Origin of the sequence: Pseudomonas sp. UBA6323 (assembly GCF_002439135.1) — a bacterium.
Lineage (GTDB): Bacteria > Pseudomonadota > Gammaproteobacteria > Pseudomonadales > Pseudomonadaceae > Aquipseudomonas.
In genome coordinates, this window is sequence record NZ_DJSX01000085.1 from 1 (window position 1) to 26854 (window position 26854).

Genomic DNA, 26854 nt, shown 5'->3' on the forward strand with positions numbered 1-26854 from the left:
CCGACCGCGAGGCCATCCGCGCCGTACTCAATGGCCGCGATTCGCGCCTGCTGGTGGTGGTCGGCCCCTGTTCCCTGCATGACCGCGCCTCGGCGCTCGAGTACGCCGAACGCCTGGCCGCACTGGCGCCGCAGGTCGATGACCAACTGCTGCTGGTGATGCGCGCCTACGTGGAAAAACCGCGCACTACCGTAGGTTGGAAGGGGCTGCTGTACGACCCGCACCTGGATGGCAGCGGTGACATGGCTGAAGGCCTGCGCCAGTCACGACAGTTGATGCTGGACATCCTCGAGCGCGGCCTGCCGCTGGCCAGCGAGCTGCTGCAGCCGATGGCTGCCGGTTACTTCGATGATTTGCTTGGCTGGGCGGCCATCGGTGCACGTACCAGCGAGTCGCAGGTGCACCGCGAGATGGTCAGTGGCCTGGATCTGCCGGTTGGCTTCAAGAATGGCACCGATGGCAGCGTCGGCATCGCCTGCGACGCCATGCGCTCGGCGGCGCACCCGCACCAGCACTTCGGTATCGACGACCTCGGCCATCCGGCGCTGCTGCATACCGCGGGCAACCCGGACACCCATCTGGTGCTGCGCGGTGGCCACGGCGCGCCGAATCATGATGCTGCCAGCGTCGCGGCTGCGCGCGATGCCCTGCAGCGCCATGACATCGCGGCGCGGATCATGGTCGATTGCAGCCACGCCAACAGCGGCAAGGACCCGTTGCGCCAGCCAGCGGTGCTGGACAGCGTGATCGACCAGCGCCTGGCCGGCGACGCCAGCCTGCGTGGGGTAATGCTGGAGAGTCATCTGTTCGATGGTTGCCAGGCGCTGTCCGGCGAGCTGCGCTACGGCGTATCGATCACCGATGGCTGCCTGGGCTGGAGCGGCACCGAAGCCGCATTGCGCCAAGCCGCCGCGCGTTTGCGCGGGTAGGGCGGTTGCAACCCGCCAGTCCGGGATTGGCGGGTTTCACTCGGCCTGGGTTTTTACAGGACTTGCGGTGCTCGGTGTTGTGCATGCAGGCTTCGTCATCCGTTTCATGAAGGATCCGATTCATGCGTGATTACAAGTGGCTGCAAGAGTTCTGCCTCAACCGTTTCGGCTCCGCGCGTGCGCTGGAGGCCATGCTGCCGCAGCCGCGCAGCGATGCCGAGCTGCGTGCGCTCGCCGACGACCGCTACCTGTCGCTGATCAGCCTGCGCATCTTCCGCGCCGGGCTCAAGCACAGCCTGGTGGATGCGAGGTGGCCGGCGTTCGAGGAAGTGTTCTTCGGCTTCGACCCGGAGAAGGTGGTGCTGATGGGCGCCGAGCGCCTGGAGAACCTGATGCAGGATGCGCGGCTGATCCGCCACCTGGGCAAGCTCAAGAGCGTGCCGCGCAACGCCCAGTTCATCCTCGATGTACGCCGCGAGAAAGGCAGTTTTGGCGCGTTGATCGCCGACTGGCCGGTGAGCGATATCGTCGGTCTGTGGAGGTACCTCGCCAAGCAGGGTAATCAGCTCGGTGGCCTGTCGGTGCCGCGTTTGCTGCGCATGGCAGGCAAGGACACCTTCGTGCCCACCGATGACATGGTCGCCGCGCTCAAGGCTCAGGGCGTGATCGACAAGGCGCCGACCAGCCAGAAGGACTTGGCTGCGGTACAGGCTGCCTTCAACCAGTGGCAGGCCGAGAGTGGTCGACCGCTGTGTCAGCTATCGGTGATGCTGGCGCACACCGTCAATCACTGATGTCCAGGCCAGGCAGTGCTCGGAGCAGTCTGCAGGCGCGAATGAGCGGTGCTCCGCGTTATCCCGATCGATAGAGACTGCTGATCGCGAATAAGTTCGCTCCTACGCAGTGGTTCAGGGCTCGGCATCCAGCCATTCCCTGGGCACGTCCCGCTTCATCGCCAACTGGCACTGCTGGCTGTCCGGGTCGAACACGATCACCGCCTCGCCCTTGTCCAGGGCGCGGCGCACGCGCTGTACGCGGGTCTCCAGCGGTGTTTCGTCGCCGTTGTCGGTGCCGTCGCGGGTGACGAAATCTTCGATCAGGGCGGTAAGGGTATCGGCTTGCAGCAGGTGAGCGGGGATCAGCACAGCGAATCGACTCCAGTTGTTGGCGCCCATGATAGAGCCAGAGGGCGCCGCGCTGCGAGTAGGTTCAGGCGCGGTTGCTGGGGCGTTGCAGAAAGCGCTCCAGCGTGCTGTAGAGCAGCCCGCTATCCAGCGGCTTACCGAGGAAGTCGTCCATGCCGGCATCCAGGCCGTGCTGACGGTGTTCCTCGAGGATGTGTGCAGTCAGGGCGATGACCGGCACCGCAGCGAGTTGCCGGCTGCGCTCCAGGCGACGGATCTGCCGGGTGGCTTCGAAGCCGTCCATGACCGGCATCTCGCAGTCCATCAGGATCAAGTGCACGGCAGCCGGGTCACGCTCGTATTCATCGACTGCAGCCTGACCGTTGGTGACCAGGCGCACGCCGTAGCCGCGTTTCTTCAGGAAGCCCTGAACCACCAGCTGGTTCACCGGGTTGTCTTCTGCCACCAGGATGCAGGGGGCGTTACTGCTGTCGCTGCGTATGTCTCTGACCAACTGATGTACCTGTGCTTTGGGTTCTTCATACAACCCGGTGAGGGCTTGACGCAGTGCGTTGATCGCCACCGGCTGGGCCAGGTGTTGCAGACGCAGACCCTGGCTCGCCGGCAGCTGCGGACAGGCCTCCGGTGGGCAGATCAGCATCACGCGCTGCTGTGCCTGCAGTTTTGGCCTGATCGAATCGAGCCAGTGATTGATGCCGCCCGGCCAGGGCGCCATCAGCACCAACAGCGGCGGCGCGGTGAAATCCTCCAGGTAGTCCTGCAGCCGTTCCGGCGTCTGACAACGCTCGGTGCGCATACCCCAGCGGCCGAGCAGGCGGCTCATGGCATCCAGGCCCAGGCCATCGAGCGAGGCGAGCAGGGCGGTACGGCCCGCCAGCAGGCGGTTGAGCTCGTCGGGGGCGTCCTGCTCACTCAGCAAGGGGATGTCGAAAGCAAAGCGGGTGCCCTGGCCGAGCGTGCTCTGCACCTCGATGCGCCCGCCCATCATCTCCACCAGTTCCTTGCTGATGGCCAGCCCCAGGCCGCTGCCGCCATAGCGGCGCGTGGTGCTGGAGTCGCCCTGGGCGAAGGACTCGAACAACTGCGCCAGGGCCTGCTCGCTGATGCCGATGCCACTGTCGCTGACGGCGAATACCAGATGCGGGTTGCCATGGCTGTCGCTGCGGCGGCTGACGCTGACTGCCACATGGCCTTCTGCGGTGAACTTCAGGGCGTTGCTGAGCAGGTTCATCAGAACTTGCTTGAGCCGCGTCGGGTCACCCTGGATGCGCCGCGGTACGCCATTCTCCAGGCTGACATAGAGGCGCAGGCGCTTGTCCAGCGCCTGGCCTGTGAACAGGCTGAGCGTCTCGGAAATCATATCTTCCAGGTCGAACTCGATCTGCTCCAGGCTGAGCTTGCCCGATTCGATGCGGGCGTAATCGAGGATGTCGTTGATCACCGCCATCAGCGAACTGCCGGAGCTGGAAATGGTGTCGACATAGAAGCGTTGGCTGCGATCCATCGGTGTTTCGCGCAGCAGCTGCAGCATGCCCAGCACGCCATTGAGCGGGGTGCGGATTTCGTGGCTCATCTTGGCCAGGAAGCGGCTCTTGGCCTGGCTTTCGAAGGCTGCCTGCTCGGCCGCACGGCGAGATTGGAAGCCTTCTTCCTTGAGCAGGTTGATGCGGTCGGCCAGGCCGATGGACAGGGTGATCAGCTCGATGGTTACGCCGATCTTCACCACCGTGGCGCCGAACACCCCGAGCACTTCCAGCCCCAGCGAGCCGGTGGTGGCCTGGATGAAGGCGAACAGCAGGATGGCCCAGGCCACGGTGTAGTAGGAACCGTAGCGCACGCCGCGGCGCCAGACGTGGATGCCCGTCAGCAGGAGGATCAGCGAGACCAGGGAAACGGTGACGCTGGCCAGGATGTTCCACGCCGCGAAGCCAATCAGCGGCACCGACAGCAGGCAGCCGGCGCAGATCAGCATCAGCAGGCGCAGGCAGGTGTCCAGGCGGGGGAAGTACTGCCGGGCGTGAAGGAAATGGCGGCTGAACTGCACGGCCGTGAGGCAGTGCACGTACATCAGGATATAGATGCTCACCGACTGCAAGGCCACGTGCTCGGGCAGCAGCTTGAACAGCATGCCGTCGAAGCAGGCGGCGAGCAGGCCGACGTTGAGGTTGTACGCCAGATACCAGAGATAGGCCGATTCGCGCAGCGAAAGATAGAGGAACAGGTTGTAGCAGAACATGGCGAACAGCACGCCGTAGAACGCGCCGTTGAAGCCCATCAGATTTTCCTGCGCCGCGGCGCTGGCACCGTAGGTGGCGAAGAACAGTGGCACGAACACCGTGCTGGTGGTTTCCACGCGAACCAGCAGCGTGTTGACGCCAGGTTCGAGCTGCAGGGGGAACCAGAAGTTACGGACCTGCACCGGCCGCTGAGAGAAGGCGAAGGTGTCGCCGCTTTCCTGTTGTTGCTGTTTGCCGTCCGGGGTGACCAGGTGAACCTGCAGGTGATCGAGCAGCGGATAATTGACTTCCAGGTAGCCGCCCACGTCATGTTGCAAGGCATTGACCAGGCGAATCTTGAACCACCAGACCGAAGCATTCTTGCCGAGATTGGCATGTTCGCCGCTGACTTTACGAAAGTCGTCATCATCCAGGGCCAGCACCTGCTCGACTTCGAGTGTGCCATCCACGTCTTCGTAATAACCGCTGTAAGGGCCCAGAGACAGGCGCAGGTCGTCGCTATCCAGCGGCGCAGGCGTGAGGGCCCAGGCTGGGCAGGCAAGCCACAACAGCAGCAAAGCCAGGTAAAGGCGAGGCATCCGTGAACCTCTGAAGGTGTTTGCAAATCGCGCTGCTTGCCAACGCCTTCTCAATAGGCCATGCAGCATGGCCGGAGTCATTTTTAAACGTCACGTGACGACGTTTGTAAGGGTAGCTGACCGATAGGCTGGCGATAAAAAGGGGAGCTGATGCTCCCCTGTCGTCCTTTTATGTCACTTTGCCTTTATGCGCGTAAGGCTTCAAGCGTCGCGATCATGTTGTCCAACCAGGGTGTCCACGGGAGGAACACGGGTATCGCTTTCCATCTGCGCATCGTGCTCCAGCTGATGGCTGAAACGTTCCAGCGAACCTTGCGCCGGCTGCGCGTCGCTGGCAAATACCGGCGGGCTCATCATATACGCGGTGAGCAGGCGGCTGAGGGCCTTGAGGCTGTCGATATGGGTGCGCTCGTAGCCGTGGGTGGCGTCGCAGCCGAAGGCCAGCAGAGCGGTGCGAATGTCATGACCGGCGGCGACGGCCGACTGCGCATCGCTGTGGTAGTAACGGAACAGGTCGCGGCGCACCGGCACATCCTGTTCGGCGGCCAGGCGCAGCAGTTGGCGCGACAGGTGATAGTCGTAGGGGCCGCCGGAATCCTGCATGGCCACGCTGACCGCGTGCTCGCTGGATTGCTGGCCCGGCGCGACCGGAGCGATGTCGATGCCGACGAATTCGCTGACGTCCCAGGGCAGCGCGGCTGCGGCGCCGGAGCCGACTTCCTCGGTGATGGTGAACAGCGGATGGCAATCGATCATCGGTTGCAGGCCGTGGTCGCGAATCGCCTTGAGCGAAGTCAGCAGCGCGGCGACGCCGGCCTTGTCGTCCAGGTGGCGGGCGCTGATATGGCCGCTTTCGGAAAACTCCGGTAGCGGGTCGAAGGCGACGAAATCGCCCACCGAGATGCCCAGTGAGTCGCAATCGGCGCGGGTGGCGCAGTAGGCATCCAGACGCAGCTCGATGTGATCCCAGCTTATCGGCATGGTGTCGACGGCGGTGTTGAAGGCGTGCCCGGAGGCCATCAGCGGCAGTACGCTGCCGCGGATCACGCCGTTGTCGGTGAACAGGCTGACTCGACTGCCCTCGGCGAAGCGGCTCGACCAGCAGCCCACCGGGGCCAGGCCGAGACGGCCGTTGTCCTTGATCTCGCGGACGATGGCGCCAATGGTGTCGAGGTGCGCGGAGACCGCGCGGTCGAAGCGTTCGTACTCGCTCTGGCGCCCGCGCAGGGTGGCACGGATGGTGCCGCGGCGGGTTAGCTCGAAGGGGATCTCCAGCTCTTCGAGGTGTTCAGCGACGTAGCGCACGATGGTGTCGGTGAAACCGGTGGGGCTGGGAATGGCGAGCATCTCCAGCAGCACCTTCTGCAGGTAGTCCAGGTCGGGTTCGGGTAGTTGTTGCATGCAAGCTCCTCGCGTTCGGATTGCCCCTCTCCCGTGTGCGGGAGAGGGCCGGGGGGAGAGTGTTCAGCTCGTTGCCTGGCTGAGCGGGAACAGCAGGTCGACGAAGCGCTCGGCCGTCGGCTGCGGTTCGTGGTTGGCCAGGCCGGCCCGTTCGTTGGCCTCGATGAACACGTAGTCGGGCTGATCGGCTGCAGGCACCAGCAGGTCGAGGCCGACCACCGGGATTTCCAGGGCGCGGGCAGCCTTGATCGCCGCGTCGCGCAGTGCCGGATGAAGAATCGCGGTGACGTCTTCCAGGGTGCCGCCGGTATGCAGGTTGGCGGTCTTGCGCACCGCCAGGCGCTGGCCGGCTGGCAGCACGCTGTCGTAGTCGAGGCCGGCACCGTGCAGGGTACGCAGGGTTTCGGCGTCCTTGGGAATGCGGCTTTCGCCGCCGGTGGCGGCCTGGCGGCGGCGGCTCTGGGCATCGATCAGCTCGCCGATGCTGTGGCGGCTATCGCCGATGATTTCCGCCGGGCGTCGGATAGCGGCAGCCACCACTTCGTAGCCGATTACCAGGATGCGCAGATCGTGGCCCTGGTGATAGCTCTCCAGCAGCACGCGCTGGTCGAACACGCGGGCGCGCTCGATGGCTTCCTGCACTTCAGCCGGCGTGCGCAGGTCGACTGCCACGCCCTGGCCCTGTTCGCCGTCCACCGGTTTGACCACCACCGAGCCATGTTCGGCGAGGAAGGTGGCATTGTCCTCGGCGTTTGCGGCCAGGCGTTGCGCCGGAACGCTGAGGCCGGCACGCGACAGGGCGCGGTGGGTCAGGCGCTTGTCCTGGCACAGCGTCATGCTCACGGCGCTGGTGAGGTCGCACAGCGACTCCCGGCAACGGATGCGTCGGCCACCATGGCTGAGGGTGAACAGCCCGGCTTCGGCGTCGTCCACCTGCACCTCGATACCGCGACGCAGCGCTTCGTCGACGATGATGCGCGCGTAGGGGTTGAGTTCGGCTTGCGGGCCGGGGCCGAGAAACAGCGGCTGGTTGATGCCGTTCTTGCGCTTGAGGCTGAAGGTCTGCAGCTCGCGAAAGCCCAGCTTGGCGTAGAGCTTCTTGGCCTGCTTGTTGTCGTGCAGCACCGACAGGTCAAGGTAGCTCAGGCCACGGCTCATGCCGTGTTCGATCAGGTGGCGCACCAGCACTTCGCCGACGCCCGGGCGGCTGCACTGCGGATCGACCGCCAGGCACCACAGGCTGCTGCCGTTTTCCGGGTCATGGAAGGCGCGCTGATGGTTGAGGCCCATGACGCTGCCGATTACCGCGCCGCTGTCTTCGTCCTCGGCCAGCCAGTAGGTCGGGCCGCCGTCGTTGTAAGGCGTGAGTTTGGCCGGATCGATCGGCAGCATGCCGCGGGTCTGGTACAGGCAGTTGATCGCCTGCCAGTCCGCTTCGTTCTGCGCACGGCGAATGCGAAAGCCGCGGAAGCTGCGGCGCGCCGGACGGTAGTCGGTGAACCACAGGCGCAGCGTGTCGGAAGGGTCGAGAAACAGTTGCTGCGGCGCGTGGGCCAGCACCTGGTGCGGTGCGGCGACATACAGGGCGATATCGCGCTCGCCGGGTTGCTCGGCGAGCAGCGCCTCGGCCAGCACGGTGGGGTCCGGGTAAGTGTGGCCGATCAGCAGACGACCCCAGCCGCAATGGATGGCCTGCGGCTGGCTTGGCTGGCTGGCGTGATCTTCGGCCAGGCGCGCTTGCAGACGTTCGTAGGAGGGCGTCTGGCCGCGCAGCAGGCGTTGGTTGAAGGCAGTGGAGCGCATGGAATAGTCCCTGTCCGTGTTCACTACGTCCGGTCTGAGCCGGATCGTCATTGAGTCGCGACAAATCCCGGCTTTACCGGGCTACGACCATTGATCCTGCAAGAGCGGCCTAAAGGCCGCTCCGTCTCAGTTACAGACCCTGCTCGCTCAGCCACAGGTTGAGCGCCGCCAACTGCCACAGCTTGGAGCCGCGCAGGGGGGTGAGCTGGCTCTCTGGGTTAGTCAACAACTGATCGAGCATGTTCGGGTTGAACAGGCCGCGATCCTGGCTGGGGTCGAGCAGCAGGTCGCGCACCCAGCCGAGGGTGGCGCCTTCCAGGTGCTTGAGACCCGGTACCGGGAAGTAACCCTTTGGCCGGTCGATCACCTCGCTAGGGATGACCTTGCGCGCCGCTTCCTTGAGCACGTACTTGCCGCCTTCAGGCAGCTTGAACTGCGCCGGGATGCGCGCCGACAGCTCGGCCACGCGGTAATCGAGGAACGGCGTGCGCGCCTCCAGGCCCCAGGCCATGGTCATGTTGTCCACGCGCTTGACCGGGTCGTCGACCAGCATCACTGTGCTGTCCAGGCGCAGCGCCTTGTCCACCGCGGCGTCGGCGCCCGGCATGGCGAAGTGCTCGCGCACGAACTCGCCGGCCATGTCGCCGGTCAGCCAGGCGGGCTGCACGCAGGCCGCGTACTCGTCGTGCTCGCGGTCGAAGAAGGCTGCGCGGTAGGCGGCGAAGGCATCCTTGGCGCCATCGACCTGCGGGTACCAGTGGTAGCCGGCGAACAGTTCGTCGGCGCCCTGGCCGCTCTGGACCACCTTGCAGTGCTTGGCCACTTCACGCGAGAGCAGGTAAAAGGCGATGCAGTCGTGGCTAACCATCGGCTCGCTCATGGCGCGGAAGGCCTGCGGCAGTTGATCGAGAATCTCGTGCTCGCCGATGCGCAACTGATGGTGACGAGTGGCGAAGCGCTGGGCGATCAGGTCCGAATACTGGAACTCGTCGCCACGCTCGCCGCCGGCATCCTGAAAACCGATGGAGAAGGTCAGCAGATTCTCCACCCCGGCTTCGCGCAGCAGGCCGACCAGCATGCTTGAGTCGACGCCACCGGAGAGCAGCACGCCGACGTCCACGGCGGCACGCTGACGAATGGCCACGGCTTCGCGCATGGTTTCCAGCGTCAGGTCGCGCCATTCTTCCAGGCCGTACGCCGCTTCATCGCCTTGCGGGCCGAACTGCAGTGTCCACCAGGTCTTCTGCTCGATCTTGTTGTCGGCATCGATACGCATCCAGGTGGCCGGCGGCAGCTTCTCCACGCCCGCGAGGATGGTGCGCGGTGCGGGCACCACGGCATGGAAATTCAGGTAATGGTTGAGCGCGATCGGATCGAGCGTTCTGGCGATGTCGCCACCCTGCAGCAGGGCCGGCAGCGACGAGGCGAAACGCAGGCGCTCACCAGTGCGCGACAGGTACAGCGGTTTGACGCCGAGACGGTCGCGGGCGATGAACAGGCTCTGCTTGTCGCGCTCCCAGACGGCGAAGGCGAACATGCCGTTGAGCTTGGGTAGCAAGGCTTCGCCCCAGGCGTGATAGCCCTTGAGCAGTACTTCGGTGTCTCCGCCGGAGAAGAAACGATAACCCAGCGCTTCCAGTTCGCTGCGCAGCTCGGGGTAGTTGTAGATAGCGCCGTTGAACACCATCGACAGGCCGAGATCGCTGTCGATCATCGGCTGGCCCGAGGCTTCGGCCAGATCCATGATCTTCAGGCGGCGGTGACCGAGGGCGATGGGGCCCTGACTATGAAAGCCGTGGGCGTCAGGGCCGCGAGGGGCGAGGTGGTGGGTGATGCGCTCGACTGCCGCCAGGTCCGCGGGGCGTCGATCAAAACGTAGTTCTCCAGCTATTCCGCACATAATTCCTTACCGGTGTTGCCGTTGGGGAGTGGCTCGTGGCCGAGCCTTTTACACCAAAACAAGAAAATGCTTTCATGTCAAAGTGTTGGTGGTTAAGGATTGGTGTTTATGAGTGTTAAAAAAGTTCCTGCTGAAATAGATCTGTCATCTGTCATGGCCTTTGAAATGCCACTGTTCCAAGCGCTGCGGCGCCTGCAGCAGGCAGGGGAAGTGCATGCCAAGCGTCTGGCCCGTTTTGGTGGGCTGACGCCCATGCAGTTGATGATCCTGCAGGTACTGGCCAGCGAGACGCGCATGACCGCCAGCGTGCTCAGCAGTAGAGTCAGCCTGACGGCCGCGACCCTTTCCGGTTTGCTCGATCGCCTCGAAGAGCACGGTTTGTTGCAGCGCCAGCGCGACGACCAGGATCGTCGACGGCAATGGCTGCTGATCAGCGATGCTGGCCGCGAGCTGATCCAGCAGGCGCCGACGCTGATGCCGCCGGAGTTCAATCAGCGTTTCGCCGTGCTCACCGACTGGGAGCGCCACAGTCTGACGGCGGCGTTGTTGAGGGCCGCCGAGCTGTGCGGCGAAATGGACTGAGTCCGACGCGCTTTTTTCAGAAAAAATTCAAGCAGGGTGTTGACTTAGCTTCGCCACCTGCATAAAGTGCGCGCCTCGCTAAGGCACATGGGTGGTTAGCTCAGCCGGGAGAGCATCTGCCTTACAAGCAGAGGGTCGGCGGTTCGATCCCGTCACCACCCACCATAGCGAATTCGGACGTAAGTCCGGCCGACGCGCAGCGGTAGTTCAGTCGGTTAGAATACCGGCCTGTCACGCCGGGGGTCGCGGGTTCGAGTCCCGTCCGCTGCGCCATTATTTGCCAGATCGACATTTGTCGGTTCGAGATGGAAAGCCCGCCAAGGGCGCCATCGGATGCTACAGAGTTTCAAGAGTTCTTTGGACGCAAGTCCAACCGACACGCAGCGGTAGTTCAGTCGGTTAGAATACCGGCCTGTCACGCCGGGGGTCGCGGGTTCGAGTCCCGTCCGCTGCGCCATATACGAAACCCGTCGATCGCAAGATCGACGGGTTTTTTATTGCCTGTCATTCGGGCGATGGCCCTGCGGCTTTTCGTCATCTTGTTTTCACGCGGGCAACGTAGCTTGCTATCGGACAGATGACACGAGTCGGGAGAACGACAGATGGACGATTATCAGGAAGAGTTGCTCGAGCGCGATGCCTTCGATCAGGACGTGACGGACGTAGACGACGCCACCGAACTCTATGCGTCGCCACTGGCGCGGCGTTGTGCGCGGCGATAGTCGCCCGGTGTTTGCCCAAGCCAGCGTTTGAAGGCGCGTTGGAACGCCTCGGCCGAGGCGAAGCCGAGCAGGTAGGCGATCTCGCCGAAAGCCAGCTCGGTGTCACGGATATAGGCCGTGGCCAGATCACGACGCGTGTCGTTGAGGATGGCGCGAAATTGTGTGCTTTCCTCCGCCAGCTTGCGCCGCAGCGTCCAGCTCGGCAGATGCAGGCTGCGTGCGACTTCATCCAAATCCGGTTCGTGGCCGTGCAGCAATGGCCCCAGTAGCTGGATCACCCGTTCACGCAGGCTGCGTGTGCGGGTCAGCTGATCCAGTTCGCGTTCACATAACTCCACGAGATGCCGCCAGGTGCCTGGGCAGTGCTGCGGATTGCGCTGTGCCAGGATTTCGTTGCCCAGGCGCAGGCGGTTGGCGCCGGCGCTGAACTCCACCGGGCAGCCGAACAGCGCCTCGTAGCGCTCACCATAGTCCGGCGCTGGAAATTCGATCTCGACCTTTTCCGGGATGACCGGGCGACCGACCACCTGGCCCAGGTTGGTTTGCCAACCGGCCAGCACCGAATCCACCACGAAGCGGTTGTAGGCGTTGTACGGACTGATGGAATAGAACTGCAGCCAGGCGCCACGGGCGTCCTCGCGAAAGTCCGAGCGGCCGCGGTAGTTGGCGGCATACAGCGGTTCGAAGCGCGTCAGCGTGCGCGCCGCTTCACGCAGATCAGGTGCCTGTGCGGCGCAGACGCCGGCCAGGCCGACCTGGCTCATACGGCTATGGCGGCCCATGTCCAGGCCCAGTGCCGGGTTACCACACAGGGCGATGGCGCTATGGCCGAGACGCATGAAGCGCGGGATCGACAGGCGCGCGCGAGGCTCGCTCAGGCGTGCGGCATCCAGGCCGAACTGTGCCAGCAACGGCTCGGGGTCCTGGCCTTGGGCGCGCAGCGCATCGGCCAGCGCCAGGGTGAAACCGACGGAGAGGTCGCCGAGACGAACGCGTGAGGCCTTCATAACCACAGGTTGATCAGTTGGGCGCCGCGTTCTTGGCTACTCCGCTCGCTGCTGCCGTCACGCAAAGCCAGCGCCTGGGACTGGCCGCTGCGCTCCCAGAGTCTGCCACGCAGATGGACTTGCATCCCTGCGCGAATGCCGTGGGCTTGCAGTCGCTCGCCGAGCTTGGATTCGTCCGTCTGGCCGTTCAGGTCGCTGGGCATGGCCAGCATCTCGATGGCTTCGCCGTCCGCGGTCATCGCCTGCGGAAGCTGGCCGATATCGCCACCGAGTAACACGCCCAGACGTCCGGCGGGCGTATCCAGCACTTGCAGGGAATCTGCCTTACCGGTGCGGAGCGCGCCGGCATCGAAGGTGTGCCGTTGTGGCTGGCCCAGCGGGTTGCCGGCCCGGTCGAATACCAGGCTGACGTTGTAGAGCGGCCCGCGCCCGACTTCGAGGCGACCCAGTTCCACTCGGGGTTCGGGCAGGACGATGGAGCCGGCCACCAAGGTGATCTGGTAGTCGCGGGCCAGGTCGCCGAACAGTTGCTGGTAGTCGTGCGCCATCGATTTCGCCTTGGTCCGCAGCAGGGCGTCTTCGACGCGCGCGTCGCTTCCGGCATCCAGTAGCGCACCGAGGTAATCCAGCGGATTGGTCGCTGCCAGCCAGTGCATGGCCTCACGGCGTTCGGCGGCGCGATGGAGCTCTTGCTTCTCGCCGACGGCGAGCAGCCAGGTACCGATATGTTCGGGCAGCACGACGACGGTGCGCTGGTTGAGCAGGCCCTGGTCACGGGCGTGGTCCAGGTAGGCAGCCAGTTTCAGACGCAGGCGAGCGAGGCTCTGGTAGTCGGCGGCGAACAGTTCCGGCTGGATGCCCAGCAGGTTACCGCGCGGGCCGGGTTGGCCGATATCTAGCACGACCTGGCTGCGCAGGTCGGACAGGTAATGGCCGCTGGGGCGTTGTTCGATCCAGTGGGCATAGCTGCCGAGACCGGCCAGCAGCGCGAGCGAGAGCAATAGGGTGATCAGTAGGCGCATTTCGAGGTGTTCGGCTTCGTTGCGGTGCAGGTTAGGTCGGTCGAGCCACGCTGCCAAGCAGGATTGCTATTTTTGATCATTATCTTGTCAGTTTCGATCATTGAGCCTGGCTGGCAGCCTCTTTATCGTCTGGCTGCATAACCGACCGCGTGCCCATGAGACCGCGGCAATCCGTGAACTGCACCGCGATGTGGAGATATCCATGACTGCTCGTTACCCGCACCTGCTGGCCCCGCTCGACCTCGGGTTCACCACGCTGAAGAACCGCACGCTGATGGGCTCCATGCACACTGGCCTGGAAGAGAAGCCGGGCGGCTTCGAGCGCATGGCGGCCTACTTCGCCGAGCGTGCCCGTGGCGGCGTCGGCCTGATGGTCACCGGCGGCATCGGCCCGAACGAGGAGGGCGGCGTGTACGCCGGCGCGGCCAAGCTGAGCACGGTCGAGGAGGCGGAGAAGCACAAGATCGTCACCCAGGCCGTGCACGAGGCCGGCGGCAAGATCTGCATGCAGATCCTGCATGCCGGGCGCTATGCCTACAGCCCGAAATCCGTGGCGCCGAGCGCCATCCAGGCGCCGATCAACCCGTTCAAGCCGCATGAGCTGGACGAGGAGGGCATCGAGAAGCAGATCGCCGACTTCGTCAATTGCGCGGCGCTGGCCCAGCAGGCCGGCTACGACGGCGTCGAGGTGATGGGCTCGGAAGGCTACTTCATCAACCAGTTCCTGGTGGCTCACACCAACCACCGTACCGACCGCTGGGGCGGCAGCTACGAGAACCGTATGCGCCTGCCGGTGGCGATCGTCCGCCGCGTGCGCGAGGCGGTCGGTCCGAACTTCATCATCATCTATCGCCTGTCGATGCTCGACCTGGTCGAGGGCGGCAGCACCTGGGATGAGATCGTGCTGTTGGCCAAGGCCATCGAGCAGGCTGGCGCCACCCTGATCAACACCGGTATCGGCTGGCACGAGGCGCGTATCCCGACCATCGCCACCAAGGTGCCGCGCGCGGCCTTCACCAAGGTCACTGCCAAGCTCAGAGGCGAAGTCGGCATCCCGCTGATCACCACCAACCGCATCAACACCCCGGAAGTGGCCGAGCAGGTGCTGGCTGAAGGCGATGCCGACATGGTGTCCATGGCGCGCCCCTTCCTCGCCGACCCGGACTTCGTCAACAAGGCTGCCGAAGGCCGCGCGGACGAGATCAACACCTGCATCGGCTGCAACCAGGCCTGCCTTGATCATACCTTCGGCGGCAAACTGACCAGTTGCCTGGTCAACCCGCGCGCCTGCCATGAGACCGAGTTGAACTACATTCCCACTGCCGCAGTGAAGAAGATCGCCGTGGTCGGCGCCGGCCCGGCCGGCCTCGCTGCTTCCACCGTCGCGGCCGAGCGTGGCCACAGCGTGACCCTGTTCGATTCGGCCAGCGAAATCGGCGGCCAGTTCAATGTGGCCAAGCGTGTACCGGGCAAGGAAGAGTTCTTTGAAACCCTGCGCTACTTCAAGCGCAAGCTGGAGACCACTGGTGTCGATTTGCGCCTGAACACCCGCGTGTCGGTGGAGGACCTGGTCAAGGGCGGCTTCGACGAGATCATCCTGGCCACCGGTATCGCCCCGCGCACCCCGGAGATTCCGGGGATCGAGCATGCAAAGGTGATTGGATACCTGGACGCGATTCTCGAGCGCAAGCCGGTCGGCCAGAAGGTCGCGGTGATCGGCGCTGGCGGTATCGGCTTCGACGTCTCCGAGTTCATCACTCACCAGGGCAAGGCCACCAGCCTCGACCGTAACGAGTTCTGGAAGGAATGGGGTATCGATACCGCGCTCGAAGCACGTGGTGGCGTGGCAGGCATTCAGGCGCATCCGCATCCGGCGGCGCGTGAGGTGTTTCTGTTGCAGCGCAAGAAGACCAAGGTTGGCGATGGTCTGGGCAAGACCACCGGCTGGATTCACCGCACCGGCCTGAAGAACAAGAACGTGCAAATGCTCAACTCGGTCGAGTACCTCAAGGTCGATGACGCCGGCCTGCATATCCGTATCGCCGGTGGCGATGAGCAGGTGCTGCCGGTCGACACCGTGATCGTCTGCGCCGGTCAGGACCCGCTGCGCGAGCTGCTGGAAGGGCTGCAGAGCGCCAGTCAGCGCGTGCATCTGGTTGGCGGTGCGGATGTCGCCGCCGAGCTCGATGCCAAGCGGGCGATCAACCAGGGCTCGCGTGTTGCCGCCGAGCTTTGATCGAACCGACGCCCCGCCTTGTGCGGGGCGTCTGCTTAGTGGCTGACAATAACAAGGAGAAGCCCATGTCGCTCGATGCCCAACTCAATCCTGCCGCCGCCGCGACACTGGCGCGCTGGCACCAGTTCATTGCCGCCAAGGACCTGAGCGCCTTGCCCGAGCTGCTGCACCCACAGGCGGTGTTCCGCTCGCCCATGGCGCATGCGCCTTATCCGGGCGCGCAGGCAGTCAATCTGATCCTCAATACCGTGCTCAAGGTGTTCGAAGATTTTGCCTATCACCGCGAGCTGGCGACGGCCGACGGCCTCAATGTGGTGCTGGAATTCTCCGCTCGGGTGGGCGAGCGCGAGTTGAAGGGTATCGACATGATCCGTTTCGACGAGTCGGGACGGATCGTCGAATTCGAAGTCATGGTGCGTCCGATGAGTGGGCTGCAGGCGCTCGGCGCGGAAATGGCGCAGCGTCTGGCGCCGTTTCTCGCCGCAGCCAAGGGCTGAGGTCGCGCCGCCCGCTGCAAGAGCGGGCGTTCTCGCTATTTGAGTACGCCGACTTCGCGATAGTAGCGCTCGGCGCCGGGATGCAGTGGAATCGGCAGGCCATTGATCGCCCGCTCCAGCCTGATGGCCTTGGCGGCCGGGTGCGCGTCGGCCAGGCGGTCGAGGTTTTCGAACAGTAGCCGGGTCATCTGATAGGCCATGTCATCGGAAACGCTGGTCTGGCTCACCAGAACGTTGGTGATGGTCGCCGTCGTCACGTCGTTGGCCTGGCCCTGATAGGTGCCGGCGGGGATGATGCCTGACTGATAGGCGCCGCTACCGATGCGCGACACTACCTGTTCCGGAATGGCGACGAAGGTGATCGGCACGCGATCGGCCAATTCGCGAATCGCCGCCATGCCCAGGCCGGCCGACTGCAGGGTGGCATCCAACTGGCCTTTTTCGATCAGCTCGACCGACTCGGCGTAGGGCTTGAACTGCACCTGCCCCATGTCCGTGTAGCTCAGGCCGGCGGCCTTGAAGATCGCCCGGGCGTTGAGCTCTGTGCCCGAACGTGGCGCCCCGACGGAAATACGCTTGCCGCGCAGATCTTCCAGGCTGGTAATGCCCGATGCCTGGCTGGCGACGATCTGGATGTAGTTCGGGTAGACCCCGGCGATGGCGCGTAGGCGGTCACGCGGCGCCCTGAAGCCGGCTTCCTCGTCGCCTTTCCACGCATCGGCTACCGAGTCGCCGAGGGCGAAGGCCAACTGGCCACGGGCGATCTGCAACAGGTTGAGGTTCTCCACCGAGGCTTTGGTGGCGCGCACACTGGTGGTCGAGCCTTCTATGTTCTCGCTGTACAGCTCGGACAGGCTCATGCCCAGCGGGTAATACACGCCGCTGGTGCCGCCGGTGAGGATGTTGATCGAGGCTGGATTGGCGTGAGCGTTGGGGCTGTTGGCCAGGATCGCGGCAGCGACGAACAGGCCAACACGCTTGGTTAAGCGCATGGGGAATCTCCGTTAGTTATTGTTGTTTTCTGAGCGAGGGGCGCGTCAGTGCCGTGGGGCGTGTGCCACGGCGGGAAGGGCAATCACCCAGCGGGGCGAGGAGCAAGGAGTGGCAGGGAAAGAATGGCGGAACATGGCTGACCTCTTGTTTTTTATCAGTCCGGCCGCGCGTCAGGGGCGCGGGCTCGGAGGGTGCCGAGCAGATCACGTGCCAGGTTGTCGCAACGCGGTTGCAGAGCGGATGAGGCCACTGATGCACGTCTCGATAGGCGGATATTTGCTCGTTGGATAGGCTTGATTGGCAATAATCCGCTGGTCGGCCAGTGTGGTCTGGCCGCTTTCGGCTGTGCGCTCCTGTCACATTTTGGTGTCAGTGGCGGCTATCCCGCCTGGCTCGCAGAATGAGTGCCAACCCAGTCACATTGCTCCGGGTGGGTTTTCCCCTAGACTTGCCTGACCGATCAGGACGGTATATTCCCCGTGGGTTCAGAGGGTCTTCGATGAGCATGCAGAACAAGCCGCAGATGGTGGAAGCCGTGATGTTCTTCAGTGAACGCGGTATCTGCAAACAGATGATGTTCCCTGAATTCGAAGCCTTGCTCGACGGCGTGGTGAACATGCCCGAGTTCGCCGACGAAGAGATGCGCGCGGTGTTCGTGGCGATCAACCCACGTCTGCTGGTCCGGTCGGCGGTATTCTTCCTGCTGGATTTCGACGAGGACGGCCGCCCCGACAAGGGCTGGAACATTCCTCTGCAGCATCTGGCCGAGCGCGCCGGCCGTGGCCCGGATCTCGGTGCCGGGCCGATTCGCCTGGCTTGTCGCAGCCAGTGCCCGGTGTCCTGGCATCAGATGCACCTATGGGACCCCAGCCTGGCGCCGGGGCAGAACGATCTGGTGTTGCTGCGTGATGCGGTCAAGCGCAATCAGCTCGGGCTTCTGGTCGAGGACGACAGTACCCAGGCGGTGGTTGCCGAACGTCTGCAGGTGGCCTCCGAAGACAAGTGGTATGCCCCGGACCCGGCCAAGGAGGTGGCCGACCAATTGGCGCAGAAGATGGATCAGGAACACCGCGCCAAGACTGCGCAACTGATTCAGCAGCAGCGTCTGCGCATCACCAGCCTGACCCAGCAGCATGAGGAAGAGCTGGCCAAACTCAAGTTGGCCAGCGAGGAGCAGAGCAAGCAACTGCAGGCACAGCTGCATGGCCTGCACCAGGCGCTGCGCCAGCAGGAGGCGCTCAACGCCAATCTCAAGGCGCAACTGGCGGCTCAGGCCGAAAGCTACCAGAGCAGCCGCGAGGAAATGACGCAGCAGCTGCGTGCCCTGGAGCGCCACGGGCGTACCGAGGGCGATATTCTGCGCGCGCAGTTCGACGGCGAGGTGCGCGCCAAGGTCGCCGCGGCCGTGGCCGAATACAAGGAGCAGATCGCCGTGCGTGACGTCGAACTGGCCTATCGCAACGAGCTGGATGCGCAACTGCAGGCAGAGATCGAGCGCCTCAAGCGTGAGCGCGATGCCTTCGCCAGCCAGGGCGGTGATCAGGTGCTGGAGCGGCTGGCCAAGCTCGGCGTGGTGTTCGTGGTGTACCATCCCGGTGCTGGGCACCTGACCATTGCGCTGCAGGATGTTGCCCGTTATCAGGACAACCCCATGGCCTACGCCGCAGCCAAATGCTTCGTTTCCGAAGAACAGTACCGCCAATGGCTGGCGCATTATCAACAGCCCAGCTGCGATGCGACCTTGCCCAGTGGTGAGCGCTGCGCCATCCCCATCGACCGTATCGACACGCCCAGTCGTTTCACCTTGGGTGATTCGAACTGCTGTACGCGGCACAAGGCGAGCAGTCGTCTGCGTACCGTCAGCTGATTTTGCCGATACACATTCCCCACTGGCGCCCACAGGCGCCGTTGCACCCCGTGAAGCTGCCCTGGCTCGAGGCGGCCGGCGTCGAGCTGGCCTGCCTGCGCCTCGATCTGGTCGACCCGCTGGTGTCAGGCAACAAATGGTTCAAGCTCGCGCCTTATCTCGAACAGGCGGCGGGCGCAGGCGCGCAGGGGGTGATCAGCCTCGGTGGTGCACACTCCAATCACCTGCATGCGCTGGCCGCTGCGGGGCAGCGTTTTGGCTTCGCCACCGTCGGTTTGCTGCGTGGTGAAGCGCAGCGGACGCCGACCGTCGATGACCTGCAACGCATGGGTATGGAGCTGCACTGGCTGGGTTATGGCGGCTATCGCGCGCGCCATCAGCCGGATTTCTGGGCGCCCTGGCTGGAACGCTACAGCGGTTTTCAGACGATAGGCGAAGGTGGCCTGGGTTTGCCCGGTGCCCGAGGTTGCAGCACGCTGGTGGAGATGGCCGAAATACAGCTGAGCACAATCGGCTGGGACGATTTCGATGCCTGGTGGCTGGCCGCCGGGACCGGCACCACGCTAGCCGGAGTGGTGCTGGGAGAGAGGCGACGCACCGTGTTCGGTGCACTGGCCGTGCCGGGGGACCATGGCGTCGCTGCCCAGGTCGCCACGCTGCTGGAGGAGGCCGGTGAGGCGCAGCGGCGCTACCAGTTGGTCGATGCCTCGCGCGGCGGTTTTGCCCGGCTCGACGAGCCGCTGCGCCAGTTCATCCTGCACACCGAAGGTGCCAGTGATCTGCCGCTGGAGCCGGTGTATACCGGCAAGGCGCTGATGGCGCTGCGCGATTTCTGCGAGCGTGGTCAACTTGCGCGCGGCAGTCGGCTGATCTTCATTCATACTGGCGGCTTGCAGGGGCGTCGAGCGCTGATGGGCGCAGACGCCGACTACACTCAGGTCTGACCAGCGGAGCCTGGAAACCCACATGAGCGAACCCCTTACCCCCGAACAGCTACGCAGCCTGACGCCGCTCAATGTGCTCTCCGAGCAGCAATGGCGCGAGTTGCGTAGCCAGTTGGTGCCGCAACCCCTGCTGGCCGGGCAGTTGCTGTTTCGCCAGGGGGACCAGGCGCGCCTGACCTGCTATCTGCTGGCCGGCGAGCTGCAGTTGCAGGACGCCGAGGGGCGTACGCAGACGGTTCAGGCCGGCAGCGAGATCAGCTGTCATCCGTTGTCCCCGGGCTTGCCGCGCCTGCAGGAGGCGCGCGCCGTGACCGACCTCAGCGTGCTGATGATCGACAGCGCTACTCTGGATCGCCTGTTGACCTGGCGTCTGGCGCATCAGGACCTGCTGCTGGCGCTGCAACAAAGTGGCGCCGACATCGAATGGCTGGAGCGGCTGTTGGAAAACCCGCTGTTTGCCAAGGTGCCGCCGACCAACGTGCAGAACATGCTGGCTCGCCTGCAAAGAATCGAGCTTGCGGCCGGCAGCCAGGTTCTTGAAGAGGGTGCCAGCGGTGATTGCTGTTATTTCCTGGAAAGTGGTCGCGCCGAGGTGATTCGAAGTGCCGGCAGCGATCGTCAGGTGCTGGCTGAACTGGAAGTGGGCGCCTGTTTCGGCGAGGAAGCGCTGCTGGCCGACCGGCCACGCAATGCCACGGTGACCATGGTCGAGGCCGGCAGTGTGCTGCGTCTGGATCGCCAGGATTTCTTCGCCCTGCTCAAGGCGCCCGTGGTGGCCGAGGTATCGCTGGGTGAGGCGGCCAGGTTGCTGGCGCAGGGCGCGCAGTGGCTCGACGTGCGCCTGTTGGAAGAATACGAGAAGGCGCATGCGCCCCAGTCCCTGCACATGCCGTTGCAGCTGCTGCGCCTGAAGGCGCGTCTGCTGGATCGATCACGTACCTATCTGTGCTACTGCGACAGCGGCAAACGCAGCAGCAGTGCGGTGTTTCTCCTTTCGCAACTGGGTTACAGCGTTTACGCCTTGCGTGAAGGGCTGGATGGTCTGCCGGCGGTGCAACGCGATGCACTGCTCTGCGAAAGCGGTGCTGGGTATCTGGCGCGTTCCGGCGGGCGTACCGAGCGCAGTCGTTGAGCAGCGCTGGCTCTGGGGCAAGCGTAGCCCGGATGAAAGCCGGGGATTGCAGGCGCATGCGTCCCGGATCGCATCCGGGCTACGAGGGCGTCGGCCATTGATCGCTGACCAGAAAGATCCGCTCGACTTCTCGCCAGTCTCCCGCCCGATCCTCTTCCAGGCGTACCAATAATTGCGCCTGGGCCTCGTGCCGTAACAGGCTCAGCCATTGCTGGAACATTGCTACGGACCAGACCTCGTCAGTCTTCAGCAGCGCCGGGGCCAGCCAGGTCAGCCTTGGCAGCGGTTGCCAGCGGGCATCCGGCCTCGCCGCGGCGAAGGCGTCCCAGTCGCGCCGATGCAGCCAGCCGCCCCGACAATGTCCAGGCATCGCGCCGCGAGGCGCTGGGCAACTGCCGGGCCAGGGATAGAACAGATAGCCGCCAAGCCAGAAGGCCGGGCGGGCCTCGCTCACTTGCAGCTCGTTCAGCGGTCCCCTGGCTTCGCGCCGCGACGACAGGGGCAATTGGTGATGCGCCAGATGGCTCAGTTTCAGGTCGAGTCGATCATGGCTGCCAGGCCCGAGCCAATCGGCGGCATCACTGCTGGCGGTACCCAGATAGAACTTCACCGCCAGCTCCAGATGATGTTCGCCTTCCTCGTCGCGCAACAGCAGATCCAGCTCGCCGAGGGTGCGACCGCCGTGGCGGATCGGCACATTGGCGGCAATCACTTCGACGTCCGTTGCGGCATGCAGGGTGAACTGCCATAGGCGCTCGTAATAAAGGCCCAAACGCCGTAGCGGTTTTACCGCCAGCCAGGCGTGCAGGGCGCCGGCATCGCGGTCCTGTTGCACAAGCCAGTCTGCCAGGCGCTGCGGCTGCCGACTCCAGACACTGGCTTGCAGGGGATGACGCTGGACTTTCGTGGTCTCACCCAGCAGAGGCGGTGAGAGCAGTGCCCAGGCCAGGTCGCGTACCGCTGGGGTGCGCAGGCCGGGCAGCAGGTCATGCAGCGTGACGGAAACATTCATGGCCCGAGCATAGCGCAGTCGCAGGGCTGGTTTGCTGCGGTGCGGGCCTTTGGCCGATAATCACCCATCGTTTATCTGTCTGGCGGGAGTCCCATGGAGCAATTTCGCAATGTTGGCATCATCGGGCGCCTGGGCAGTACGCGGGTGCTGGAGACCGTGCGGCGGCTCAAGCGCTTTCTGCTCGACCGCCACCTGCATGTGATTCTCGAGGACACCATCGCCGATGTATTGCCCGGCCACGGCCTGCAGACCTCCTCGCGCAAGATGCTGGGTGAAGTCTGCGACCTGGTGATCGTCGTCGGCGGTGACGGCAGCATGCTCGGCGCGGCACGTGCCCTGGCGCGACACAAGGTTCCGGTGCTGGGGATCAACCGTGGCAGCCTGGGCTTTCTCACCGATATCCGCCCCGATGAGCTGGAGCTGAAAGTGGCGCAGGTGCTCGAAGGGCAGTACCTGACCGAGAACCGCTTCCTGCTCGAGGCCGAAGTTCGCCGCCAGGGCGAAGCCATCGGCCAGGGCGATGCGCTCAATGACGTGGTGCTGCACCCCCGCAAGTCGACGCGGATGATCGAGTTCGAGCTGTACATCGATGGCCAGTTCGTCTGCAGCCAGAAGGCCGACGGCCTGATCGTCGCCACGCCCACGGGGTCTACCGCTTATGCGCTGTCCGCTGGCGGGCCGATCATGCATCCCAAGCTCGATGCCATCGTGGTCGTGCCGATGTACCCACACACCCTGTCCAGCCGGCCCATCGTGGTTGACGGGCACAGTGAGCTGAAGGTGGTGGTGTCGCCGGATATGACCATTTATCCGCAGGTCTCTTGTGACGGCCAGAATCATTTCACCTGCGCGCCGGGCGATACCCTGCATGTGGCCAAGAAGGCGCAGAAGCTGCGCCTGATCCATCCGCTGGATCACAACTACTATGAGGTCTGCCGGACCAAACTGGGTTGGGGCAGCCGCCTGGGAGGGCAGGACTGAATGTCCCTCGACCCCCATCGTGGCTATGACCTGATCGGTGATATCCACGGTTGTGCGCGCACCCTCAAACGTCTGCTCGAGCGCCTGGGTTACAGCCGGCAGAGCGGCGTGTGGCGCCATCCGACGCGTATGGCGATCTTTCTCGGCGACCTGGTCGACCGTGGCCCGGGTATTCGCGAAGCCCTGCACCTGGTGCATGACATGGTGCGTGCCGGTCAGGCGCTGTGCATCATGGGCAACCATGAGTTCAACGCGCTGGGCTGGAGCACACCGGCGCCGCCGGGTAGTGGCCGCCAGTACGTGCGCGAACACAGCCCACGGCATCAGCGCCTGATGCGCGAAACCCTGGCGCAGTTCGAGGATCACCCGCAGGAGTGGCGCGAATTCCTGCGCTGGTTCTACGAGATGCCGCTATTCATCGATGCGGGGCGTTTCCGTGTCGTACATGCCTGCTGGGACGCCGAGCTGATCGCGCCGCTCAAGGCCCAGTTCCCCGATGGTTGCATCGACGAGCATTTCCTTCAGGCTGCAGCCGTACCGGGCAGTTTCGCCAACATGGCGCTCGACCGCCTCTTGCGTGGCACCGACATGCGCCTGCCGCATGGCCTGACTCTGACCGGTGGTGACGGCTTTACCCGTTCCTATTTCCGTACCAAGTTCTGGGAAGAAAATCCGCAGACTTATGGCGATATCGTCTTCCAGCCCGATGCCCTGCCGGAGTTGGCGGCGCAGACGCCGCTGAGCGAGCTGCAGAAGGACGAACTGCTGCGCTATGGCGCGCACGAGCCGCTGCTGTTCGTTGGGCACTACTGGCGGCGTGGCAAGCCGGCGCCGATTCGGCCCAACCTGGCCTGCCTGGATTACAGCGCGGTGGTCGGTGGCCGCCTGGTGGCTTATCGCCTGGACCAGGAAACGCGCCTGGATGCCGATAAATTCGTCTGGGTCGATGTCGACCCGCAGGAGGCGCCGCGATGACGGCAGTCGTAGTTTTGCGCTTGCCGCTGGATACCGATTTGAGCGGCTTCGTCGCCCTGTTGCAGCGTCTGCGAGTGCCGCACCGGGTGGCGGAAGAGGGTGGGCAACAGGTGCTCTGGGTGCCGAGTGAGGAGCTCGCCGAGCAGGTGCGTGAGCTTTACGTGCGCCATCCGCAGGGCGACGCGGGTGCCGAATTGCCGGCCAGGCCGGCGCCGGTGCGTGAGGGGTTTGTTGCCCAGTTACGGCGCAGCCCGGTGACGGGCCTGATGCTGCTGGCGACCTTTATCGTCTTCGCCGTGACCTGGGCGGGCGAGAATTTCTCGGCAATCCGCTGGCTGAGCTTCGTTGATTTTCGAATCGACGGCGAGCGCATCTATCTGACTTACCTTGAGGCCACGCTCGATAGCGGCCAGTGGTGGCGCCTGATCACGCCCATGCTGATCCACTTCGGCTGGCTGCACCTGGCGATGAACAGCCTGTGGTACTGGGAGCTGGGTCGGCGCATCGAGTTTCGCCAAGGGGCCATCGGCCTCCTGGGGCTGACCCTGCTGTTCGGCTTCGCTTCCAATTTCGCTCAATACTGGTGGGCTGGGCCGTCACTGTTTGGCGGCTTATCCGGTGTGCTCTACGGCCTGCTCGGGCATTGCTGGATCTACCAGCGCCTGGCGCCGAACCCGGTTTATCGCCTGCCGCCCGGCGTGCTGGTGATGATGCTGATCTGGCTGGTGGTCTGCATGACCGGCATCTTCGAAACGCTGGGTATTGGCGCCATTGCCAATGCGGCACATGTGGGTGGCCTGCTCATCGGCTGCCTGACCGGGCTGCTTGGCGGTATGCTGGCAAGACGCTGATGCATTTGGTGGGCTGAAGCGGAACGCCGCCCGGCCGGCCCTACGATTTATTTGGAGACCTGTATGTCGTCCTTTCTCGATGCGATTGAAAACATCACCCCGGAAATCTACGAGAGCCTCAAGCTGGCCGTGGAAATTGGCAAATGGCCCGATGGCCGCAAGCTGACTCAGGAGCAGAAAGAACTGAGCCTGCAGGCGATGATCGCCTGGGAAATGCAGAACCTGCCGGAAGAGGAACGCACCGGCTACATGGGCCCGCAGGCATGCAGCAGCAAGTCCGAGCCGGTCCCCAACCTGCTGTTCAAGTCCTCGGATACCCTGCACTGATGAGCGAGTTGGGACGTGGCTCGCTGAGCAAGATGAAGGCGCATCTGGATGCGCCGGTGCAATACGCCTTTCGCCTGGGCGATGAAGAGGTGCCGGTCAACCCGCTGGTGGGCAAGCACCTGCGCCTGGAATACCTCGGCGCCATTCATTGCTCGCACTGTGGGCGCAAGACCAAGACCAGCTTCAGCCAGGGTTATTGCTACCCCTGCATGCAGAAACTGGCGCAATGCGACGTCTGCATCATGAGCCCGGAGAAATGTCACTACGACGCAGGCACCTGCCGTGAGCCGAGCTGGGGCGAGCAGTTCTGCATGACCGACCACATCGTCTACCTAGCCAACTCCAGCGGCGTGAAGGTCGGCATCACCCGTGCGACCCAGGTGCCGACGCGCTGGATCGACCAGGGCGCCACTCAGGCCTTGCCCATCCTGCGTGTGGCCACCCGGCAGCAGTCCGGCTTCGTCGAGGATCTGCTGCGCAGCCAGGTGGCGGACAAGACCAACTGGCGCGCACTGCTCAAGGGCGACGCCGCGCCGGTCGATCTGCTGGCCATTCGCGAGCAACTGTTCGATAGCTGCGGCGCGGGCATCACCGAGCTGCAGCAGCGTTTCGGCCTGCAGGCCATCCAGCCCTTGAGCGCGGCCGAGGTGTTGGAAATCCGCTATCCCATCGAGGCTTATCCGGCCAAGATCACCAGTTTCAACCTGGACAAGCAGCCCCTGGCCGAAGGTACCCTGCTCGGTATCAAGGGCCAGTACCTGATGTTCGATACCGGCGTGATCAATATCCGCAAATACACCGCCTACCAGTTGGCCATCCACGAGATCGCCACCTGACACCCGATTGCCACCGGCGCCCTAGGCGCCGCAGACGAGAGGCCAAGAGCCATGCGCACTGAACAATCCAAGACTATCTACCTGAAGGACTATCAGGTTCCCGATTACCTGATCGACGAGACCCACCTGACCTTCGAGCTGTTCGAGGATCACAGCCTGGTGCATGCGCAGCTCGTAATGCGGCGCAATCCCGAGGCTGGTGCCGGCTTGCCGAAGCTGGTACTCGATGGCCAGCAGCTTGAACTGTTGCACCTCAAGCTCGACGACCGTGAGCTGGGCGAGGGCGATTACAGCCTGACCGACAGCCACCTGACCCTGCAGCCGACCCAGGAGCGCTTCGTGGTCGACAGCACGGTACGCATCCACCCGGAAAGCAACACCGCGCTGGAAGGCCTGTACAAATCCGGCAAGATGTTCTGCACCCAGTGCGAGGCCGAGGGCTTTCGCAAGATCACCTTCTACCTCGACCGTCCGGATGTGATGAGCAAGTTCACCACCACGGTCAGCGCCGAGCAGCATGCCTATCCGGTGCTCTTGTCCAACGGCAACCCGATTGCCAGTGGCAGCGAGGAGGGCGGTCGTCATTGGGCCACCTGGGAAGACCCGTTCAAGAAACCGGCCTACCTGTTCGCCCTGGTCGCCGGTGACCTCTGGTGCGTGGAGGACAGCTTCACCACCATGAGCAACCGCGAAGTGGCGCTGCGCATTTATGTCGAGCCGGAGAACATCGACAAGGTGCAGCACGCCATGGACAGCCTCAAGCGCTCGATGAAATGGGACGAGGAGGTCTACGGCCGTGAGTACGACCTGGACATCTTCATGATCGTGGCGGTCAACGACTTCAACATGGGCGCCATGGAGAACAAGGGCCTCAACA

Annotated in this window: 23 protein-coding genes and 3 tRNA genes; 17 read left to right on the plus strand and 9 right to left on the minus strand. The window is 64.0% G+C overall.

Features of this window, described 5'->3' with window-relative positions; translation table 11 throughout:
• Both B3P22_RS20280 and B3P22_RS20285 read left to right on the plus strand, forming a co-directional pair.
• Positions 1 to 929: 3-deoxy-7-phosphoheptulonate synthase (locus B3P22_RS20280; protein ID WP_296272335.1), on the plus strand; the 929-nt coding region annotated here is incomplete at its 5' end.
• Between the two features lie 122 nt (positions 930 to 1051).
• Positions 1052 to 1723 carry a DNA-3-methyladenine glycosylase I gene (locus B3P22_RS20285; protein ID WP_275546263.1) on the plus strand — a complete coding sequence of 224 codons (672 nt, stop codon included), beginning with the start codon at positions 1052 to 1054 and terminating at the stop codon, positions 1721 to 1723.
• Positions 1724 to 1837: 114 nt separating this feature from the next.
• Here the strand turns inward: B3P22_RS20285 and B3P22_RS20290 are convergent, their stop codons facing one another.
• The 5 genes from B3P22_RS20290 to B3P22_RS20310 all read right to left on the minus strand — a co-directional run bounded on the left by B3P22_RS20290 (position 1838) and on the right by B3P22_RS20310 (position 9993).
• Positions 1838 to 2074: a YheU family protein gene (locus tag B3P22_RS20290; RefSeq protein WP_197857970.1), complete on the minus strand. Its 237-nt coding sequence runs from the start codon at positions 2072 to 2074 to the stop codon at positions 1838 to 1840.
• A gap of 64 nt (positions 2075 to 2138) precedes the next feature.
• On the minus strand, positions 2139 to 4889 hold the full coding sequence (locus B3P22_RS20295; protein WP_296272336.1) for a hybrid sensor histidine kinase/response regulator: 2751 nt from the start codon (positions 4887 to 4889) through the stop codon (positions 2139 to 2141).
• Positions 4890 to 5090: 201 nt separating this feature from the next.
• Positions 5091 to 6290, minus strand: a complete 1200-nt coding sequence (locus B3P22_RS20300) for an osmoprotectant NAGGN system M42 family peptidase (RefSeq protein ID WP_197857918.1) — start codon at positions 6288 to 6290, stop codon at positions 5091 to 5093.
• Positions 6291 to 6353: 63 nt separating this feature from the next.
• Positions 6354 to 8093 (minus strand): N-acetylglutaminylglutamine synthetase, encoded by a 1740-nt coding sequence (gene ngg, locus B3P22_RS20305; RefSeq protein WP_275546261.1) that lies wholly within the window; start codon positions 8091 to 8093, stop codon positions 6354 to 6356.
• Positions 8094 to 8223: 130 nt separating this feature from the next.
• The gene (locus B3P22_RS20310; protein WP_275546260.1) at positions 8224 to 9993 is read right to left on the minus strand and encodes an N-acetylglutaminylglutamine amidotransferase; all 1770 of its coding nucleotides are present in this window, start codon (positions 9991 to 9993) and stop codon (positions 8224 to 8226) included.
• A gap of 108 nt (positions 9994 to 10101) precedes the next feature.
• On the opposite strand from B3P22_RS20310, the gene B3P22_RS20315 reads away from it, so the two are divergent.
• The 4 genes from B3P22_RS20315 (at position 10102) to B3P22_RS20330 (ending at position 11032) form a co-directional block, all read left to right on the plus strand.
• A complete protein-coding gene (locus B3P22_RS20315) occupies positions 10102 to 10575 on the plus strand; it encodes a MarR family winged helix-turn-helix transcriptional regulator (protein WP_197857921.1) in 474 nt (157 codons plus the stop codon).
• Between the two features lie 89 nt (positions 10576 to 10664).
• A tRNA-Val gene (locus B3P22_RS20320) sits at positions 10665 to 10740 on the plus strand.
• A 31-nt stretch (positions 10741 to 10771) separates the two neighbouring features.
• Positions 10772 to 10848, plus strand: a tRNA-Asp gene (locus B3P22_RS20325).
• 107 nt (positions 10849 to 10955) lie between these two features.
• A tRNA-Asp gene (locus B3P22_RS20330) sits at positions 10956 to 11032 on the plus strand.
• A 225-nt stretch (positions 11033 to 11257) separates the two neighbouring features.
• On the opposite strand, the gene B3P22_RS20335 is transcribed toward B3P22_RS20330, so the two are convergent.
• Together B3P22_RS20335 and B3P22_RS20340 are read right to left on the minus strand one after the other, a co-directional pair.
• Entirely contained in the window at positions 11258 to 12304 is a 1047-nt protein-coding gene (locus B3P22_RS20335) for an AraC family transcriptional regulator (RefSeq protein ID WP_275546259.1), read from the minus strand.
• Entirely contained in the window at positions 12301 to 13326 is a 1026-nt protein-coding gene (locus B3P22_RS20340) for a carbon-nitrogen hydrolase family protein (protein WP_275546269.1), read from the minus strand. Before B3P22_RS20340 ends, B3P22_RS20335 begins: the two co-directional genes overlap by 4 nt.
• Before the next feature lie 202 nt (positions 13327 to 13528).
• Between B3P22_RS20340 and B3P22_RS20345 the strand changes: the two genes are divergently transcribed.
• Both B3P22_RS20345 and B3P22_RS20350 read left to right on the plus strand, forming a co-directional pair.
• Positions 13529 to 15562: an NADPH-dependent 2,4-dienoyl-CoA reductase gene (locus B3P22_RS20345; protein WP_296272337.1), complete on the plus strand. Its 2034-nt coding sequence runs from the start codon at positions 13529 to 13531 to the stop codon at positions 15560 to 15562.
• Positions 15563 to 15627: 65 nt separating this feature from the next.
• A complete protein-coding gene (locus tag B3P22_RS20350; protein ID WP_296272338.1) occupies positions 15628 to 16059 on the plus strand; it encodes a nuclear transport factor 2 family protein in 432 nt (143 codons plus the stop codon).
• 35 nt (positions 16060 to 16094) lie between these two features.
• On the opposite strand, the gene B3P22_RS20355 is transcribed toward B3P22_RS20350, so the two are convergent.
• Complete coding sequence (locus B3P22_RS20355; RefSeq protein ID WP_296272339.1) at positions 16095 to 17051, minus strand: TAXI family TRAP transporter solute-binding subunit; 957 nt, start codon at positions 17049 to 17051, stop codon at positions 16095 to 16097.
• A 500-nt stretch (positions 17052 to 17551) separates the two neighbouring features.
• Here B3P22_RS20355 and B3P22_RS20360 point away from each other — a divergent pair, with 500 nt between their 5' ends.
• Genes B3P22_RS20360 through B3P22_RS20370 form a run of 3 tightly spaced genes read left to right on the plus strand, consistent with a single transcriptional unit; the run spans position 17552 to position 20995 of the window.
• Entirely contained in the window at positions 17552 to 18919 is a 1368-nt protein-coding gene (locus B3P22_RS20360; protein ID WP_296272340.1) for a chromosome partitioning protein ParA, read from the plus strand.
• A gap of 50 nt (positions 18920 to 18969) precedes the next feature.
• Positions 18970 to 19863, plus strand: a complete 894-nt coding sequence (locus B3P22_RS20365; protein ID WP_275546254.1) for a 1-aminocyclopropane-1-carboxylate deaminase/D-cysteine desulfhydrase — start codon at positions 18970 to 18972, stop codon at positions 19861 to 19863.
• 22 nt (positions 19864 to 19885) lie between these two features.
• The gene (locus B3P22_RS20370) at positions 19886 to 20995 is read left to right on the plus strand and encodes a cyclic nucleotide-binding domain-containing protein (RefSeq protein WP_275546253.1); all 1110 of its coding nucleotides are present in this window, start codon (positions 19886 to 19888) and stop codon (positions 20993 to 20995) included.
• Positions 20996 to 21074: 79 nt separating this feature from the next.
• Here the strand turns inward: B3P22_RS20370 and B3P22_RS20375 are convergent, their stop codons facing one another.
• Complete coding sequence (locus B3P22_RS20375; RefSeq protein WP_275546252.1) at positions 21075 to 22007, minus strand: DUF1853 family protein; 933 nt, start codon at positions 22005 to 22007, stop codon at positions 21075 to 21077.
• 93 nt (positions 22008 to 22100) lie between these two features.
• Between B3P22_RS20375 and B3P22_RS20380 the strand changes: the two genes are divergently transcribed.
• From B3P22_RS20380 to B3P22_RS20405, 6 genes are all read left to right on the plus strand, one after another.
• Positions 22101 to 22988: an NAD(+) kinase gene (locus B3P22_RS20380; protein ID WP_296272341.1), complete on the plus strand. Its 888-nt coding sequence runs from the start codon at positions 22101 to 22103 to the stop codon at positions 22986 to 22988.
• Positions 22989 to 23963 (plus strand): metallophosphoesterase, encoded by a 975-nt coding sequence (locus tag B3P22_RS20385; protein WP_296272342.1) that lies wholly within the window; start codon positions 22989 to 22991, stop codon positions 23961 to 23963. It begins immediately after the preceding gene.
• Positions 23960 to 24814: a rhomboid family intramembrane serine protease gene (locus tag B3P22_RS20390; protein ID WP_296272343.1), complete on the plus strand. Its 855-nt coding sequence runs from the start codon at positions 23960 to 23962 to the stop codon at positions 24812 to 24814. Before B3P22_RS20385 ends, B3P22_RS20390 begins: the two co-directional genes overlap by 4 nt.
• A 63-nt stretch (positions 24815 to 24877) precedes the next feature.
• Complete coding sequence (locus B3P22_RS20395; protein ID WP_147811923.1) at positions 24878 to 25141, plus strand: YeaC family protein; 264 nt, start codon at positions 24878 to 24880, stop codon at positions 25139 to 25141.
• A complete protein-coding gene (locus B3P22_RS20400; protein ID WP_296272344.1) occupies positions 25141 to 25977 on the plus strand; it encodes a DUF2797 domain-containing protein in 837 nt (278 codons plus the stop codon). The genes B3P22_RS20395 and B3P22_RS20400 overlap by 1 nt, the downstream gene beginning before the upstream one ends.
• A gap of 51 nt (positions 25978 to 26028) precedes the next feature.
• The coding region (locus tag B3P22_RS20405; RefSeq protein WP_296272345.1) for a M1 family aminopeptidase at positions 26029 to 26854 on the plus strand (826 nt) is incomplete at its 3' end.